The organism is Kitasatospora sp. NPDC127116 (assembly GCF_042677365.1).
GTDB classification, from domain to species: Bacteria; Actinomycetota; Actinomycetes; order Streptomycetales; family Streptomycetaceae; genus Kitasatospora; species Kitasatospora lactacystinica.
Map to the genome: position 1 here is coordinate 1 of NZ_JBHXTL010000128.1, position 14,852 is coordinate 14,852.

Annotated in this window: 18 protein-coding genes; 14 read left to right on the top strand and 4 right to left on the bottom strand. The window is 74.0% G+C overall.

What is annotated here, in order from left to right:
* The 5 genes from ACFVHV_RS35295 to ACFVHV_RS35315 form a co-directional block, all read left to right on the top strand.
* On the top strand, window positions 1–218 hold a 218-nt coding region (locus ACFVHV_RS35295), incomplete at its 5' end, for an NAD(P)H-hydrate dehydratase (protein WP_380356884.1).
* Window positions 219–358: 140 nt separating this feature from the next.
* Window positions 359–1,558: an alanine racemase gene (alr, locus tag ACFVHV_RS35300; RefSeq protein ID WP_380356886.1), complete on the top strand. Its 1,200-nt coding sequence runs from the start codon at window positions 359–361 to the stop codon at window positions 1,556–1,558.
* The gene (locus ACFVHV_RS35305; RefSeq protein ID WP_380356888.1) at window positions 1,555–2,790 is read left to right on the top strand and encodes an alpha/beta fold hydrolase; all 1,236 of its coding nucleotides are present in this window, start codon (window positions 1,555–1,557) and stop codon (window positions 2,788–2,790) included. Before alr ends, ACFVHV_RS35305 begins: the two co-directional genes overlap by 4 nt.
* An 85-nt stretch (window positions 2,791–2,875) precedes the next feature.
* On the top strand, window positions 2,876–3,373 hold the full coding sequence (gene tsaE, locus ACFVHV_RS35310; protein ID WP_359897495.1) for a tRNA (adenosine(37)-N6)-threonylcarbamoyltransferase complex ATPase subunit type 1 TsaE: 498 nt from the start codon (window positions 2,876–2,878) through the stop codon (window positions 3,371–3,373).
* Between the two features lie 134 nt (window positions 3,374–3,507).
* Window positions 3,508–3,702, top strand: coding sequence for a hypothetical protein (locus tag ACFVHV_RS35315; protein WP_359897494.1), 195 nt, complete (start codon window positions 3,508–3,510; stop codon window positions 3,700–3,702).
* 40 nt (window positions 3,703–3,742) lie between these two features.
* Here the strand turns inward: ACFVHV_RS35315 and ACFVHV_RS35320 are convergent, their stop codons facing one another.
* A complete protein-coding gene (locus tag ACFVHV_RS35320) occupies window positions 3,743–4,309 on the bottom strand; it encodes a hypothetical protein (protein WP_359897493.1) in 567 nt (188 codons plus the stop codon).
* A gap of 154 nt (window positions 4,310–4,463) precedes the next feature.
* Between ACFVHV_RS35320 and tsaB the strand changes: the two genes are divergently transcribed.
* Genes tsaB through ACFVHV_RS35345 form a run of 5 tightly spaced genes read left to right on the top strand, consistent with a single transcriptional unit; the run spans window position 4,464 to window position 7,962 of the window.
* A complete protein-coding gene (tsaB, locus tag ACFVHV_RS35325; protein WP_380356892.1) occupies window positions 4,464–5,120 on the top strand; it encodes a tRNA (adenosine(37)-N6)-threonylcarbamoyltransferase complex dimerization subunit type 1 TsaB in 657 nt (218 codons plus the stop codon).
* 23 nt (window positions 5,121–5,143) lie between these two features.
* Window positions 5,144–5,632 carry a ribosomal protein S18-alanine N-acetyltransferase gene (rimI, locus tag ACFVHV_RS35330; RefSeq protein ID WP_380356912.1) on the top strand — a complete coding sequence of 163 codons (489 nt, stop codon included), beginning with the start codon at window positions 5,144–5,146 and terminating at the stop codon, window positions 5,630–5,632.
* Window positions 5,625–6,716: a tRNA (adenosine(37)-N6)-threonylcarbamoyltransferase complex transferase subunit TsaD gene (gene tsaD, locus ACFVHV_RS35335; RefSeq protein ID WP_359897491.1), complete on the top strand. Its 1,092-nt coding sequence runs from the start codon at window positions 5,625–5,627 to the stop codon at window positions 6,714–6,716. The genes rimI and tsaD overlap by 8 nt, the downstream gene beginning before the upstream one ends.
* Window positions 6,713–6,973, top strand: a complete 261-nt coding sequence (locus ACFVHV_RS35340) for a hypothetical protein (RefSeq protein WP_359897490.1) — start codon at window positions 6,713–6,715, stop codon at window positions 6,971–6,973. Before tsaD ends, ACFVHV_RS35340 begins: the two co-directional genes overlap by 4 nt.
* A gap of 50 nt (window positions 6,974–7,023) precedes the next feature.
* Complete coding sequence (locus ACFVHV_RS35345) at window positions 7,024–7,962, top strand: polysaccharide deacetylase family protein (protein ID WP_380356894.1); 939 nt, start codon at window positions 7,024–7,026, stop codon at window positions 7,960–7,962.
* Between the two features lie 21 nt (window positions 7,963–7,983).
* On the opposite strand, the gene ACFVHV_RS35350 is transcribed toward ACFVHV_RS35345, so the two are convergent.
* Together ACFVHV_RS35350 and ACFVHV_RS35355 are read right to left on the bottom strand one after the other, a co-directional pair.
* Window positions 7,984–9,168, bottom strand: coding sequence for a class I SAM-dependent methyltransferase (locus ACFVHV_RS35350; protein ID WP_359897488.1), 1,185 nt, complete (start codon window positions 9,166–9,168; stop codon window positions 7,984–7,986).
* Window positions 9,169–9,209: 41 nt separating this feature from the next.
* Entirely contained in the window at window positions 9,210–9,539 is a 330-nt protein-coding gene (locus ACFVHV_RS35355; RefSeq protein ID WP_359897487.1) for a hypothetical protein, read from the bottom strand.
* Window positions 9,540–10,030: 491 nt separating this feature from the next.
* On the opposite strand from ACFVHV_RS35355, the gene groES reads away from it, so the two are divergent.
* The 3 genes from groES to ACFVHV_RS35370 all read left to right on the top strand — a co-directional run bounded on the left by groES (window position 10,031) and on the right by ACFVHV_RS35370 (window position 13,209).
* On the top strand, window positions 10,031–10,336 hold the full coding sequence (gene groES / locus ACFVHV_RS35360) for a co-chaperone GroES (protein WP_014136232.1): 306 nt from the start codon (window positions 10,031–10,033) through the stop codon (window positions 10,334–10,336).
* A gap of 116 nt (window positions 10,337–10,452) precedes the next feature.
* Window positions 10,453–12,078, top strand: coding sequence for a chaperonin GroEL (groL, locus tag ACFVHV_RS35365; RefSeq protein ID WP_359897486.1), 1,626 nt, complete (start codon window positions 10,453–10,455; stop codon window positions 12,076–12,078).
* Between the two features lie 132 nt (window positions 12,079–12,210).
* Window positions 12,211–13,209: a LysR family transcriptional regulator gene (locus tag ACFVHV_RS35370; protein WP_359897485.1), complete on the top strand. Its 999-nt coding sequence runs from the start codon at window positions 12,211–12,213 to the stop codon at window positions 13,207–13,209.
* A 99-nt stretch (window positions 13,210–13,308) separates the two neighbouring features.
* On the opposite strand, the gene ACFVHV_RS35375 is transcribed toward ACFVHV_RS35370, so the two are convergent.
* Complete coding sequence (locus ACFVHV_RS35375; RefSeq protein ID WP_049654358.1) at window positions 13,309–13,635, bottom strand: WhiB family transcriptional regulator; 327 nt, start codon at window positions 13,633–13,635, stop codon at window positions 13,309–13,311.
* Window positions 13,636–14,197: 562 nt separating this feature from the next.
* On the opposite strand from ACFVHV_RS35375, the gene ACFVHV_RS35380 reads away from it, so the two are divergent.
* Entirely contained in the window at window positions 14,198–14,809 is a 612-nt protein-coding gene (locus tag ACFVHV_RS35380; protein WP_014136228.1) for a response regulator transcription factor, read from the top strand.
* Window positions 14,810–14,852: the final 43 nt, after the last annotated feature.

The window sequence follows — 14,852 nt, forward strand, 5'->3', positions numbered from 1 at the left end:
CCTCCTGGCTGGCCACCGCCGGCAGCGGCGACGTGCTGGCCGGGCTGGCCGGCTCCCTGCTGGCGGCCGGCCTCGCGCCGCTGGACGCCGCGTCGGCGGCCGCCTACCTGCACGGCCTGGCCGGCCGCGAGGCGGCGGGCGTGCCGGGCGCCCCGACGACGGCGCTCGCGGTGGCCGGGGCGCTCCCGGCGGTGTGGCGGGCGGTCCGCGCGGGGTGACCGCCGGAACCGGGACATCCGGTTGCGGCGTCCTGAACGGGGTGAACGGGCGGTCCGCCGCACGTCGGCGCGTCGTAGGGGTCCGCCGCGCCGCCGGGCCGTTCGGCGAGGACTCCGGGACGTCTGGGAGACTGACCCTGATGACAACTGCGAACACGACCGGCACAGCCACCCGCACCGACGGCCTCCGGGCCGAGGCGACCATCGATCTCGCCGCCCTGCGCGGCAACCTCGCCGCCCTGCGCGAACGCGTCGGCGGCGCGGCGGTGATGCTCGCCGTCAAGGCGAACGCCTACGGCCACGGCGCGGTCGAGTGCGCCCGGGAAGCGGTCGCGAACGGGATCGGCTGGCTCGGCTGCGCGACGCCGGACGAGGCGCTGGCGCTGCGGGCCGCGGGCATCCGCCCGGAGCAGGCCCGCATCCTGTGCTGGCTGTGGACGCCGGGCGGGCCCTGGCACGAGGCGCTGCGCGCGGACCTGGACATCTCGGTCAGCGGCCAGTGGGCGCTGGACGAGCTGCTGCCCGCCGTCCGCGAGACCGGCATCCCGGCCCGGGTGCACCTGAAGGCCGACACCGGCCTCGGCCGCAACGGCTGCCAGCCGCACGACTGGCCGCGGCTGGTGGCCGCCGCCCGCCGGGCCGAGACGGAGGGGCTGCTGACGGTCGTCGGCGTGTGGTCGCACTTCGCCGCGGCGGACGAGCCGGGCCACCCGTCGATCCAGGCCCAGCTGGACTCCTACCGCGCCGCGCTGGCCACGGCCGAGGCCGCCGGGCTGCGCCCCGCGGTCCGGCACCTGGCGAACTCCCCGGCCGCCCTGCTGCTGCCCGAGTCGCACTTCGACCTGGTCCGCACCGGCCTGGCCGCGTACGGGCTGTCGCCGGTGCCGGAGGTGGGCTCGCCGGCCGACTTCGGGCTGCGCCCGGTGATGGCGCTGACCGCGCGGCTGGCGCTGGTCAAGCACGTCCCCGGCGGGCACGGGGTCAGCTACGGCCACCACTACACGACGCCGGGCGAGACCACCCTGGGCCTGGTCCCGGTCGGCTACGGCGACGGCATCCCCCGGCACGCCAGCGGTACCGGCCCGGTGCAGATCGACGGCAAGTGGCGCACGGTGGCCGGCCGGGTCGCGATGGACCAGTTCGTGGTGGACCTCGGCGGCGACACCCCGGCGATCGGCGACGAGGTGCTGCTGTTCGGCAACGGCGAGCGCGGCGAGCCCACCGCGGAGGACTGGGCCCGCGCCTGCGGCACCATCTCGTACGAGATCATCACCCGGATCGGCGCCCGGGTGCCCCGCCGCTACCTCGGCGGCAGCCACCCGGAGGGCCCGTCGGCATGACCGGCGCACCGGCCGAGGGCAGTCCGGTCGCGGCGGTCGCCAAGGCGGCCGGCGCCGCCTCCGGGGTGAGCCGGGCGGGTGTGATCGGGATCTCGGTCGGCGTACTGGCGGCCGGGGCGGCCGCGGGCGTCGCGGTGGAGCGGCTGACCGTCGGCCGGGCGATGCGCCGCCGGGCCCGGGCCGAGCTGGACGCGAACGCCCCGTACGGCTCGCTGCGCGGCCGTCCGAGGACGGTGGCCGCGCCGGACGGCACCGAGCTGTACGTCGAGCTGGACGGCACCGGCTGGAGCGGGCCGGACGGGGACGGCGCCGGCGCCGAGCCGCTGACCGTGGTGTTCTGCCACGGCTACTGCCTCAACCAGGACAGCTGGCACTTCCAGCGGGCCGCGCTGCGCGAGGGCATGCGGCTGGTCCTCTGGGACCAGCGCAGCCACGGCCGCTCCGAGCGCTCCCGTTCGTACCTGGCGGGCGAGCCGGCCGGCATCGACCAGCTGGGCGGCGACCTCAAGGCCGTGATCGACGCCGTCGCCCCGACCGGGCCGCTGGTGCTGGTGGGCCACTCGATGGGCGGCATGACGGTGATGGCGCTGGCCGACCAGCACCCGGAGCTGTTCCGCGAGAGGGTCGCCGGGGTGGCGCTGATCGGCACCCTCGCCGGGGACTGGAACGAGGTCAGCCTCGGCCTGCCGAGGGCCGGCGCGAAGCTGTTCAGGAAGGTCGCGCCCGGCATGGTGAAGCTGCTGGGCCGCCAGGTCGACCTGGTCGAGGCGACCAGGCGGCTGGGCTCGGACGTGGCCGCCGTGTTCTACCGGAGGTTCTCCTTCGGCGGCCGGGACGTCGACCCCGGCGTGGTGCGCTTCGCCGAGCACCTGTTGGACGCCACCCCGATCGACGTGGTCGCCGAGTTCTACCCGGTGTTCGGCGCGCACGAGAAGTACGAGGCGCTGGCCGCCCTGCGGGGCCTGCCCGCGCTGGTGCTGGCCGGGACGAAGGACCTGCTGACGCCCTCGACGCACAGCGAGGCGATGGCCGCGCGGCTGCCCGGCGCCGAACTGGTCCTGGCCGAGGGCGCCGGGCACCTGGTGATGCTGGAACGCCCGGAGCTGGTGGACCACGAGCTGGCGCGGCTGCTGCGCCGGGCCGCCGGCTTCGCCGGGGCGGCGCCGCTGCCCGCGGCCGTCCTCGACCTGGCCCGGGAGCGGGTCGCGGAAGCCGTCGTCGACCCCGTGTGAGCCCCGGTGGCGCGCGGATGTGGCACGGTAGCGGTGGCGGCCGGTGGTCGGTGCGCCGGTACGGACCGAAGGGCAAGACACGCGCATGGGCTCGCACGCCACTCTCACCGTCCCCACCCCGGAGCGGATGGGCCGGCTCGGCCGGGAGCTGGCCGCGCTGCTGCGGCCGGGTGACCTGGTGCTGCTCTCCGGGGAGCTGGGCGCGGGGAAGACCACGCTGACCCGGGGCCTGGGGGAGGGCCTGCAGGTCCGCGGGGCGGTGACCTCGCCGACCTTCGTGATCGCCCGGGTGCACCCCTCGCTGGTCGGCGGCCCGGCGCTGGTGCACGTGGACGCGTACCGGCTGGGCGGGGACCTGGACGAGATGGAGGACCTCGACCTGGACGTCTCGCTGCCCGAGTCGGTGGTCGTGGTCGAGTGGGGCGAGGGCAAGGTCGAGCGGCTGTCCGAGGACCGGCTGGAGGTCCGGATCGAGCGCGCCATCGGCGGCACGGCGGACGGGGACGACCAGGACCCGCGCCGGGTGGTGCTGACCGGGATCGGCCCGCGCTGGGCGGACGCGGCGCTGGCGGACCTCGGATAGCGGACGGGCGCCGAGGGGGGCGACGACGTCCCGCTGACATCTTGCCGACAGGCTGTCGGCAAGATGTTGCGGGCGGGGTGCCGGGCGTGGTGGGATGGGTGCTGCGGTTAGGTCTGCCTAACTAGGGAGGCGCCATGTCGAGCACCACCCCCGCCCCGAAGCGCGCGGTCCCCGCCGCCGGGGCCGGAGAACCGGCCCGTCGCGCTCCGGGAGAGCCGATGCGGGCGCTGCTGGCCGCCTGCGCGGCCGCCGAGGCGGTGTCCACCCCGCCCGAACCGCGGCCCCGACAGGACGAACGGCCCGAGGCGCAGGCGCCCCGGGCCGCGTGAGGCCGGTCCTTCCGGGCCGGGCCGTTCCGGGTCGTCCGGGTCAGGCGATCACGACCACCTTGGTGTCCTTGGGCGCGAAGTCCCAGAGCAGCTGCCCCTCGGCGCGCCCGCTGCGGATGCCGCCGGTCTTGGCGCTCGGGTCGGTGGTCGGCGTCGCGCCGTCCACCGCCGCGCTGAAGCCGAACACCACGCCGTTCTGCTGCGCGAAGCGCACCACGTGCTCGATCTGCTTGCCGTCCGTCCCGGTGGTGGTCTGGGTGCGGCTGTACACGGCGTAGCTGCCCGGGGCCGGCTCGACCGAGCCCGGGGTGACCGGGAAGGCGGCCGCGACCTGCGGGGTCTTCTTCGGGTCGACCAGCCAGACGTAGTGGCTGCCGACCGAGTAGACCACCCGGATGCCGGTGCCCGAGGTGGTCGGCAGCGCCGGGACGGTCGGGGTGGCCGAGGCGGTCGGCGCCGCGGCGGTGGCCGTGCCGGTCGCCGTGGTGGTGGCCGTGGGCCTGGGGCCGCCGGCCCGGTCCTGGGCGCCGTTGGCCTGGAAGGCCAGCAGGCTCACCACCGCCAGGGCCCCCAGGGTCAACCCCGTGACCACCACTCCAGGACCCATCTTCGCCACGTTGCCGCTCCCGCCGCCGTCCCTTTACGTACGGCCCCATCGTGCCAGGTTCATCCGCGCGGGTCGCAGCGCCTCGGATGTGTGTTCCCGGCTGGTACACCTTGCCGATCGGCCGGTCGGCCCAACGCGGTCTAACCTTGACCCCGTGCTGCTGCTCGCGTTCGACACCGCTACCCCCGCCGTCACCGCCGCCGTCCACGACGGCACGGCCGTCCTCGCCGAGACCCACCAGGTCGACGCCAGGCGCCACGGCGAACTGTTGCTGCCCGCGATCGACGGGGTGCTGCGGGCCGCCGGGGTGGACAAGCACCGGCTGACCGGCATCGCGGTCGGCGTCGGCCCCGGCCCGTACACCGGCCTGCGGGTCGGCCTGGTGACCGCCGCCGCGCTCGGCCACGCGCTCGGGCTGCCGGTGCACGGCGTCTGCACCCTGGACGCGATCGCCTTCCAGGCCCGCGCCGAGGGCCTGGCCGGGCAGCCGTTCACGGTCGCCACCGACGCGCGCCGCAAGGAGGTCTACTGGGCCTCGTACGACGCCGAGGGCCGCCGCACCGAGGGCCCCGGCGTGGACCGCCCGGCCGAGCTGACCCCGCAGGAACGCTCCGTCGGCGCCGGCGCGCTGCTCTACCCCGACGCCTTCCCGGGCGGGCACGGCCCCGAGCACGTCTCGGCCGGCGCCCTGGCCGGTTTCGCCGCCGCCGAGCTGGCCGCCGGGCGCGAGCTGCTCCCGAACCACCCGCTGTACCTGCGCCGCCCGGACGCCCAGGTCCCGGCCGGCTACAAGGCGGTGCTCCCGGCGTGAACCACGGCACCACCCTGCGCCCGATGCGCTGGTGGGACATCGCGCCGGTGCTGGAGCTGGAGCTGCGGCTCTTCCCCGAGGACGCCTGGTCAGCTGGGATGTTCTGGTCCGAACTGGCCGACTCCCACCCCGGCGGCACCCGCCACTACACCGTCGCGGCCGCCCCGGACGGCACGATCGTCGGCTACGCCGGCCTGATGGCGATCGCCGGTGAGGGCGACGTCCAGACCATCGCCGTCGACGCGCGCCACCAGGGCGCCGGCCTCGGCGCGGCGCTGCTCACCGACCTGATCCGGGAGGCCGCCCGGCGCGAGTGCGCCGAGCTGCTGCTGGAGGTGCGGGTGGACAACCCGCGCGCCCAGCGGCTGTACGAGCGCCACGGCTTCGAACCGGTTGGCATCCGGCGCGGCTACTACCAGCCCGCCAACGTCGACGCGCTGGTGATGCGCCTCGACTCCCCGAGCACTGACAGCACTGACCCGAAGGACATTGAGGACACCCGCCATGGCTGACGAACCGCTCGTCCTCGGCATCGAGACCTCCTGCGACGAGACCGGCGTCGGCATCGTGCGCGGCACCACGCTGCTGGCCGACGCGGTCGCCTCCAGCGTCAACGACCACGCCCGCTTCGGCGGCGTCGTCCCGGAGATCGCCAGCCGCGCGCACCTGGAGGCGATGGTCCCGACCATCCAGCGCGCCCTGGACACCGCCGGGATCAAGGCGAGCGACCTGGACGGCATCGCCGTCACCGCGGGCCCCGGCCTGGCCGGCGCGCTGCTGGTCGGCGTCAGCGCCGCGAAGGCGTACGCCTGGGCCCTGGACAAGCCGCTGTACGGGGTCAACCACCTCGCCTCGCACATCTGCGTCGACCAGCTGGAGCACGGCCGGCTGCCCTCGCCGACGATGGCCCTGCTGGTCTCCGGCGGGCACTCCTCGCTGCTGCTCAGCGAGGACATCACCAGCGACGTCCGCCCGCTCGGCGCGACCATCGACGACGCGGCCGGCGAGGCCTTCGACAAGGTCGCCCGGGTGCTCGGCCTCGGCTTCCCCGGCGGCCCGATCGTCGACCGCACGGCCCGCGACGGCGACCCGAAGGCGATCGCCTTCCCGCGCGGCCTGACCGGCAAGAACGACCCGGAGTACGACTTCTCCTTCTCCGGCCTGAAGACCGCCGTCGCCCGCTGGGTGGAGGCCAGGCGCCGGGCCGGCGAGGAGGTGCCGATCGCCGACGTGGCGGCGTCCTTCCAGGAGGCGGTCACCGACGTGCTCACCCGCAAGGCCGTCAAGGCGTGCAAGGACAGCGGCGTCGACCACCTGATGATCGGCGGCGGCGTGGCGGCCAACTCGCGGCTGCGCGAGATGGCCCAGCAGCGCTGCGACCGGGCCGGCATCCGGCTGCGGGTGCCCCGGCCGGGCCTGTGCACCGACAACGGCGCGATGGTCGCGGCGCTCGGCGCCGAGATGGTGTGGCGCGACCGCACGCCGTCCGCCTTCGACCTGTCCGCCGACTCCTCGCTGCCGGTGACCGAGGTCCACGTGCCCCACACCGACGTCCACGGCCAGGCCTACGACGCCCTCGGCGGTGGCGCGGCATGACCGTCGCCGCGATGTGGGAGGCCCGGGCCGCCGACGGGTGCGGGCCCGAACTCGCCGCCTGGGCAAGGGAGTCGGCGCTGCCCCGGCTCCGCGGCTCGGCCGGGCTGGAGCGCCTCGAACTGCTCACCGCCCCGGGCGGGCGGGTGCTGCTGATCACCTGGTGGAACGGCGAGCCGGTGCCCGTCGCCGACCCGCCGGCCGAGCTGCTCGGCCGCCCGGTGCACCGCTGGTCCTTCACCAGCGAGCACGTGGAGTAGCCCCGTACCGGGAACCGCAGGACCGGCCGTTACCGTGCATAGCTGAGAGAATGCTGGACGGGAACCGGGAGCGCGCAGCGGTGATCAGGAACGGGCGGAGCAGGACCAGGACGTACGCGGCGGGGGCGGTGGCCCTGCTGGCCCTCGCCACCGGGTGCGGCGACAACGGGGGCGGCGGCAGCGCCGCCCCGGCCGCCGCGACCACGCCGGCCGCGCCCCGGTCCTCCGGCGCCGCGCCGACCGCGGCCGCGACCACCGCCGCCGCGGCCGGCGCCCCGGCGGGAGCGGGCGCGGCGGCCTGGGCCAAGTGGAACCTCACCCCGCTCGCCCCCGCCCCGGCGCCGCCCGCCGACAAGCCGATAAAGCTCGAACGGACGGGCCCCGTCCCGGTGTTCAGCGACGTGAAAACGAGCGACAAGGTCGTCTTCATCACCATCGACGACGGGGCCGAGAAGGACCCGAAGTTCGTCGAGATGCTCACCGACCTCAAGGTGCCGATATCGATGTTCCTGACCCGGGACATCGTCAAGAACGACTACGGCTACTTCAAGCCGCTCCAGGCCCTGGGCAACCACGTCCAGAACCACACCGTGGACCACCCGGTGATGAGCAGGATCCCGGCGGAGAAGCAGAAGTCCGAGATCTGCGACGCGCAGTCCGCGCTCACCCAGCAGTACGGCGCCGCCCCGCTGCTGTTCCGCCCGCCGTTCGGCGACGGCGCCAACACCCCGACGCTCAACACCTCGGTCCAGCAGTGCGGCCCGCGCGCGATGGTGCTCTGGCGCGAGTCGATGCAGATCCACGACATGCAGTACCAGGCGGGGGACAAGCAGCTGAAGCCCGGCGACATAATCCTGGCGCACTTCCGCGGCCCCAAGGAGCTCAAGGGCGCCACGATGACCCAGATGTTCGGCGACCTGCTGGCCCGGATACAGGAGCAGGGCTTCTCGGTGGCGCGGCTGGAGGACTACATCCAGCCACCCGTGTGACCGAGGCCGCGGGTCGACCCCCTAGGACGCCGCGACCGGCTGTCCCAGCATCATCAGCGGCCCGTTGTCGGTGCGGCTGAGGATCACCGTGACGCTGTTCGGCCCGGAGGGCTTGAGCTGGCGGCGCAGCTCCTCCGGGGTGATCGCCATCCCGCGCTTCTTGATCACCACCGTGCCGACCGCCCGCTCGCGCAGCAGCGCCTTCAGCTTCTTGATGTGGAACGGCAGCACGTCGGTGAGCTCGAAGGCGTGCGCGTACGGGGTGGCGACCAGCTCGTCCGAGGTCAGGTAGGCGATCTTCGGGTCGATCAGCCGGCCGCCCACCTGCCCGGCCACCTCGGCCACCAGGTGGGCCCGGATCACCGCGCCGTCCGGCTCGTACAGGTACCGCCCGACCGGGCCGGCCGGCGGGTCGGGCAGGTCGCCGCCGGTCAGGCTGGCGCCCTGCGGCAGCAGGGTGGCGCGGTGCGGGCTCGCGGCCCTGGTGCCGAACCAGAGCACCGCCTCCTTGACGTCGCCGTGGTCGGAGACCCACTCGGCCTCGGCGTCCCGCGGCACGGCCTCGTGCGGGATGCCCGGCGCGACCTTCAGCGCGCCGATCGGGGTCCGCCGGCCGGCCTCGATCGCCCAGGAGAGCGGCGGGGCGTACGCCTCCGGGTCGAACACCCGGCCGCGCGAGGTGCGCCGGGCCGGGTCGGTGAACACCGCGTCGTAGCCGGTGACGTCCACCTCGGCGACGTCCGCGCAGCGCACCTCGACCAGCTCGGACAGGCCCAGGGCGGCGGCGTTGGCCGCGGTGGCGGCGCAGGCCGCCGGGTCCTTGTCGACGGCCAGCACCTCGATGCCCGCCCGGGCCAGCGCCAGCACGTCCCCGCCGATGCCGCAGCACAGGTCCGCCAGCCGTCGGACGCCCAGCGCGGCGAACCGCTGCGCCCGCCACTCGGCCACGCTGCGCCGGGTGGACTGCTCGACCCCGTTGGGCGTGAAGTACATCAGGTCGGCGTCCGCCCCGAACTTCGCCCGCGCCCGCTGCCGCAGCCGCGCCTGCCCGAAGGCCGCCGAGACCAGCTCCGCCGGATGCTCCCGGCGCAGGCGGGTCGCCAGCGCCAGCTCCTCCTCGGGGGTGAACTCGCGCAGTTCGGCGAGCAGGGCCTGGCCCTCGGGCGTCAGCAGCGGCTGGAGGTTCTCGGTGTCCACGGGGGCCATTCTCGCCGCTCGGCCGGTCGGTCACCGCAGCGGTGCGGCGGTCACCGGCCGATGACGGGGATGCCGGAGGCGAGCCAGCCCACGAGCACGCCCAGCGGTGCCGCGGCCACCGCGGCGTACGGCGTGATCCGGTAGCCGAGCCGCCGGGTGCCCCGGAAGGTCAGGGTCAGCAGCACGAGCAGGACCACGACGCCGAAGACGTCCAGGGCCACCGTCCCGGGGCCGTACAGGGCGAGCAGCTTCAGCACGTTGAGCACGAGCGATCCGAGGAACACCGCGACGGCGGTCACCGCGAGCACCACCGCGGCGAGCACCAGGTCCGCCGCCCAGTGGATCCGCGGCGGCGCGGACGGGGCGGCCGCTCGGATCACCGGAACGCCCCCGGGACGAGCGGCGGCGCGGGCGGGGCGTCCTTCGCGCCGGAGGGGCCGACGCGTACCGGGGTGTCCGTCATGGCAGGAGTCTGCCCGAGGGAGCGCCGTCCGTACATGGGTACGGGAATCCGGACGCCCGCTCGACTTCCGGTGGGCGGGGCGGCGGGTCCGTCGGCGGGCCGGCCGACGGGTGCGACGGGCCCGCGCACAGGGGTCGGACGCACCGGGATCGAGGTCACGGCAGGAGTCCGCGGGGGCCGGGCCGGGGCGCACACGAGTGCGGCTGCTCACCCGCGGAACCGGGAGTCCCAGGGCGCGTCGTTGGCACTCTGGTTGACTGAGTGCTAACACGGCCCTATGGTCGTCCTTGGCACTCCCCACCGGGAGAGTGCTAACGCGACGATGTGTGTCTGACCCCCGCGACGGCAGGCCCGCAGGATCGCCCTACCCGTTAGAAAACCCCGTAATCTCCGAAGGGGAGCTCGGACGTGACCACCAGCAGCAAGGTTGCCATCAAGCCGCTCGAGGACCGCATTGTGGTCCAGCCGCTCGACGCCGAGACCACCACGGCCTCCGGCCTGGTTATCCCGGACACCGCCAAGGAGAAGCCCCAGGAGGGCGTCGTCCTGGCCGTCGGCCCGGGCCGCTTCGAGGACGGCCAGCGTCTGCCGCTCGACGTCGCCGTGGGTGACATCGTCCTGTACTCGAAGTACGGCGGCACCGAGGTGAAGTACCAGGGCGAGGAGTACCTGGTGCTCTCCGCCCGCGACGTCCTCGCGATCATCGAGAAGTAAGACGTTCCGACCCGCCCCGGATCCGTGTCCCAAGTGACAGGGGCCCGGGGCGTGGTTGTTGGTTCACGTAGTTCGGCGGCCGGTGGGCCGGCCGCAGCCCCGAGGGAATAGGGAACATGGCGAAGATCCTGCAGTTCGACGAGGACGCCCGCCGCTCGCTGGAGCGCGGTGTCAACAAGCTGGCCGACACCGTCAAGGTGACCATCGGCCCCAAGGGCCGCAACGTCGTCATCGACAAGAAGTTCGGCGCCCCGACCATCACCAACGACGGTGTCACCATCGCCCGCGAGGTCGAGCTGGACGACCCGTACGAGAACCTTGGCGCGCAGCTCGTCAAGGAGGTCGCCACCAAGACCAACGACGTCGCGGGTGACGGCACCACCACCGCCACCGTGCTGGCCCAGGCCCTGGTCAACGAGGGTCTGCGCAACGTCGCCGCCGGTGCCGGCCCGGCCGCCCTGAAGAAGGGCATCGACAAGGCCGTCGCCGCCGTCTCCGAGCACCTGCTCTCGATCGCCCGCGAGATCGAGGGCAAGGACGACGTCGCCGCCGTCGCGTCGCTCTCCGCCCAGGACACCCAGGTCGGCGAGCTGATCGCCGAGGCGATCGACAAGGTCGGCAAGGACGGTGTCATCACCGTCGAGGAGTCGAACACCTTCGGCGTGGAGCTGGACTTCACCGAGGGCATGCAGTTCGACAAGGGCTACCTGTCGCCGTACTTCGTCACCGACGCGGAGCGGCAGGAGGCGGTCCTGGAGGACCCGTACATCCTGATCAACCAGGGCAAGATCTCCTCCATCCAGGAGCTGCTGCCGCTGCTGGAGAAGATCCTCCAGGGCGGTGCCTCCAAGCCGCTGCTGATCATCGCCGAGGACGTCGACGGCGAGGCGCTGTCGACCCTGGTCGTCAACAAGATCCGCGGCACCTTCAACGCCGTCGCCGTCAAGGCCCCGGGCTTCGGCGACCGCCGCAAGGCGATCCTCGGCGACCTGGCCGTCCTGACCGGCGGCACGGTCATCTCCGAGGAGGTCGGCCTCAAGCTCGACCAGGTCGGCCTGGACGTGCTGGGCACCGCCCGCCGCGTGACCATCACCAAGGACGAGACCACCGTCGTCGACGGCGCCGGTGACTCCGAGGCCGTGGCCGGCCGCGTCGCCCAGATCAAGGGCGAGATCGCCGCGACCGACTCCGACTGGGACCGCGAGAAGCTGCAGGAGCGCCTGGCCAAGCTGGCCGGCGGCGTCTGCGTCATCAAGGTCGGCGCCGCCACCGAGGTGGAGCTGAAGGAGCGCAAGCACCGCCTGGAGGACGCCATCTCGGCGACCCGTGCCGCGGTCGAGGAGGGCATCGTCGCCGGCGGTGGCGCCTCCCTGGTCCACGCCGCCAAGGTGCTGGACGGTGGCCTGGGCCTGTCGGGCGACGAGGCGACCGGTGTCGCGGTCGTCCGCAAGGCGCTGCACGAGCCGCTGCGCTGGATCGCCCAGAACGCCGGCCTGGAGGGCTACGTCATCACCTCCAAGGTCTCCGAGCTGGAGGCCGGCCAGGGCTACAACGCCGCCACCGGTGAGTACGGCGACCTGGTGAAGGCCGGCGTCATCGACCCGGTCAAGGTCACCCGCTCCGCCCTGGAGAACGCCGCCTCGATCGCCTCCCTGCTTCTCACCACCGAGACCCTCGTGGTGGAGAAGAAGGAGGAGGAGGCCGACAACGGCCACGGCCACGGCCACGGCCACTCGCACTGAGGCTCCGACGCCTGACCGGAGGCCCGGTCCGCGCCCCGCGAGGGGTGGCGGGCCGGGCCTCCGGCGTTCACCTTCACCGTTCAACTATCAGTAGAATTTTGCAGAATGCAAAGATTGCCTTATAACTGAGGCATGATCGAGGCCCGCCATCTGCGCGTCCTGCGTGCCGTCGCCCGCACCGGCTCCTTCTCCGCCGCCGCCCGCGAGCTGGGGTGTACGCAGCCCGCCATCAGCCAGCAGATGAAGGCGCTGGAGAAGTCGGTGGACACCCCGCTGGTGGTCCGCTCGGGCCGCGGGATGCAGCTCAGCGAGGCCGGCCGGGTCCTGCTCAAGCATGCCACCGGAATCCTCGCCGGGCTCTCGGCCGCCGAGGAGGAGGTGGCCGCGATCGCCGGGCTGCGGGCCGGGCGGGTGCGGCTGGTCTCCTTCCCGACCGCGAGTTCCACCCTGGTGCCGCCCGCGGTCGCCCGCCTGCGGGACGGCCATCCGGGGGTGCGCGTGTCGCTGGTCGAGGCGGAGCCGCCGGAGTCGCTGGCGATGCTGCGCGGCGGCGAGTGCGAGATCGCGCTGGCCTTCCGCTACCCGCAGTCCGACGGCGCCGTCGCGCTCCCGGCGCCGGCCCACGGCACGCCGCGCGAGGCCCGGGCCGAGGCCAATCTGGAGGCGCAGCAGCTGACCGCGGGGTCCGACTGGTCCGATCTGGTGGTCACCCCGCTGCTGGACGACCCGCTGGTGGGCCTGCTGCCCGCCGGCCACGGGCTGGCGGGGCGGGGCGGGGCGGTGGGGCTGGCCGAGCTGGCGGGGGAGCAGTGGATCGCCGGCTGCCCGCAGTGCCGGGGGCACCTGGTGGAGCTGTGCGCCGGGGCGGGCTTCGAGCCGCGGATCGACTTCGCGACGGACGACTACCCGGCGGTGGTCGGCCTGGTGGCGGCCGGGCTGGGGGTGGCGGTGCTGCCCCGGCTGGCGCTCCGGTCGGTGCGTCCTGACGGCGTGTCGACGGTGCCGGTGCACACGGCCTCCGGGGCGCCCGCGGTGCGCCAGGTGGTCGCGCTGACCCTGCCGGACCTGGCGGAGGTGCCGGCCGTGGCGCTGATGCTGGAGCGGCTGGCGGGGGCGGCCGCCGATCGCTGACGGTGGGTGACGGGGCCGCGGGGGTCCGGTACGTAGGGTGAGCCAGAAGGCTGAAGCGCCGCGAAGGAACGTTTCTTCACGGCGCTCACGGAGTCGGGTCTAGCGCTGGGCGACCGCCGGCGGGGCCAGCGGGACCTCGACCAGTCGGTGCCGCGAGCGCCCCAGCATCTCCTCGCGCTCGTCCTCGGTCATCCCGCCCCAGACGCCGTACGGCTCACGGACCGCCAGCGCGTGCGCCGCGCACTCGGCGATCACCGGGCAGCGCATGCAGACCTCCTTGGCGCTGGCCTCGCGCGAACTGCGCGCGGCCCCGCGCTCGCCCTCGGGGTGGAAGAAGAGCGAGCTGTCCACGCCACGGCAGGCTGCGGAGAGCTGCCAGTCCCAGAGGTCCGCGTTGGGACCGGGGAGGCGGGAGAAATCTGCCATGGCTCATTCCCTTCAGAGGCTGTCGGCCGTCGGCCGGGCGTTCGGCGGGGCTGCTGCCGAGCGGTGCGGCGGGGCTTCGATGCACTGGTGTGGACACCTGGAAATATGACTTAAGGCAACTCCATGGACAAGTCACCCACACACTGGCACAACAGTCAATGACCATACGAAAGCTATAAAAACGGGCATAGTGGGCAAGGGCTCCGCCGGGCGCGGGCGTGGCAATCGGGTGGCCGACGGGCGCGCGACGTGCCGAATCGGTGTGCGGGTCGTACGCCCACCGCGCGCGAGCTGCGCAAAAGTGCGGCGTGTGCACCGCGATGCGGCTGATCGGTAATGGGTTGGCCACGTACAGTGGTGGAGATGGCCCCGAAGGCCGTAACTCATTCGAGTGACGGTCGTTGGAAGTGCGGAGGCGGTTAGCGGGCGCCGGACGTCGGGAACGATCGCGGGCAGGTTGGGGCGATCAGGACGGAGTCTGTCGCCGATCGGCCGTGTCGGAGAGGTTCGTACCAGCCAGGAGGCTCAACGTGACGCGGATCAGCTGCGGAGGACGACGGTCATGACTTCCGTTCTCGTTTGCGACGATTCCCCGCTCGCCCGCGAGGCGCTTCGCCGCGCGGTCGCGACCGTACCCGGTGTGGACCGGGTCACCACCGCGACGAACGGGGAGGAGGTCCTCCGCCGCTGGGTGGCCGACCGCTCCGATCTCGTTCTGATGGACGTCCGGATGCCCGGCCTCGGCGGGGTCGAGACGGTCCGGCGGCTGCTGTCCGCCGACCCCGGCGCGCGGATCATCATGCTCACCGTCGCCGAGGACCTCGACGGCGTCGCGCTCGCGGTGGCCGCCGGCGCCCGCGGGTACCTGCACAAGGACGCCTCGCGCGCCGAGCTGCGGGCCACCGTCACCCAGGCCCTCGCCGACCCGACCTGGCGGCTCGCCCCGCGCCGGCTGCGCAGCCCCGACATGGGCGCGGCGCCGACGCTGACGGCGCGTGAGATCCAGGTGCTGGAGGGCATGAGCCACGGCCGCAGCAACGCCGAGATCGGCCGTGAACTGTTCCTCTCCGAGGACACCGTCAAGACCCACGCCCGACGGCTGTTCAAGAAGCTCGGGGCCTCCGACCGGGCGCACGCGGTGGCGCTGGGTTTCCGCTGGGGCCTGGTCCGCTGACCACCGGCGGCGCCGCCGGGTGCGGCGTGCCGCCGGCGGTTCC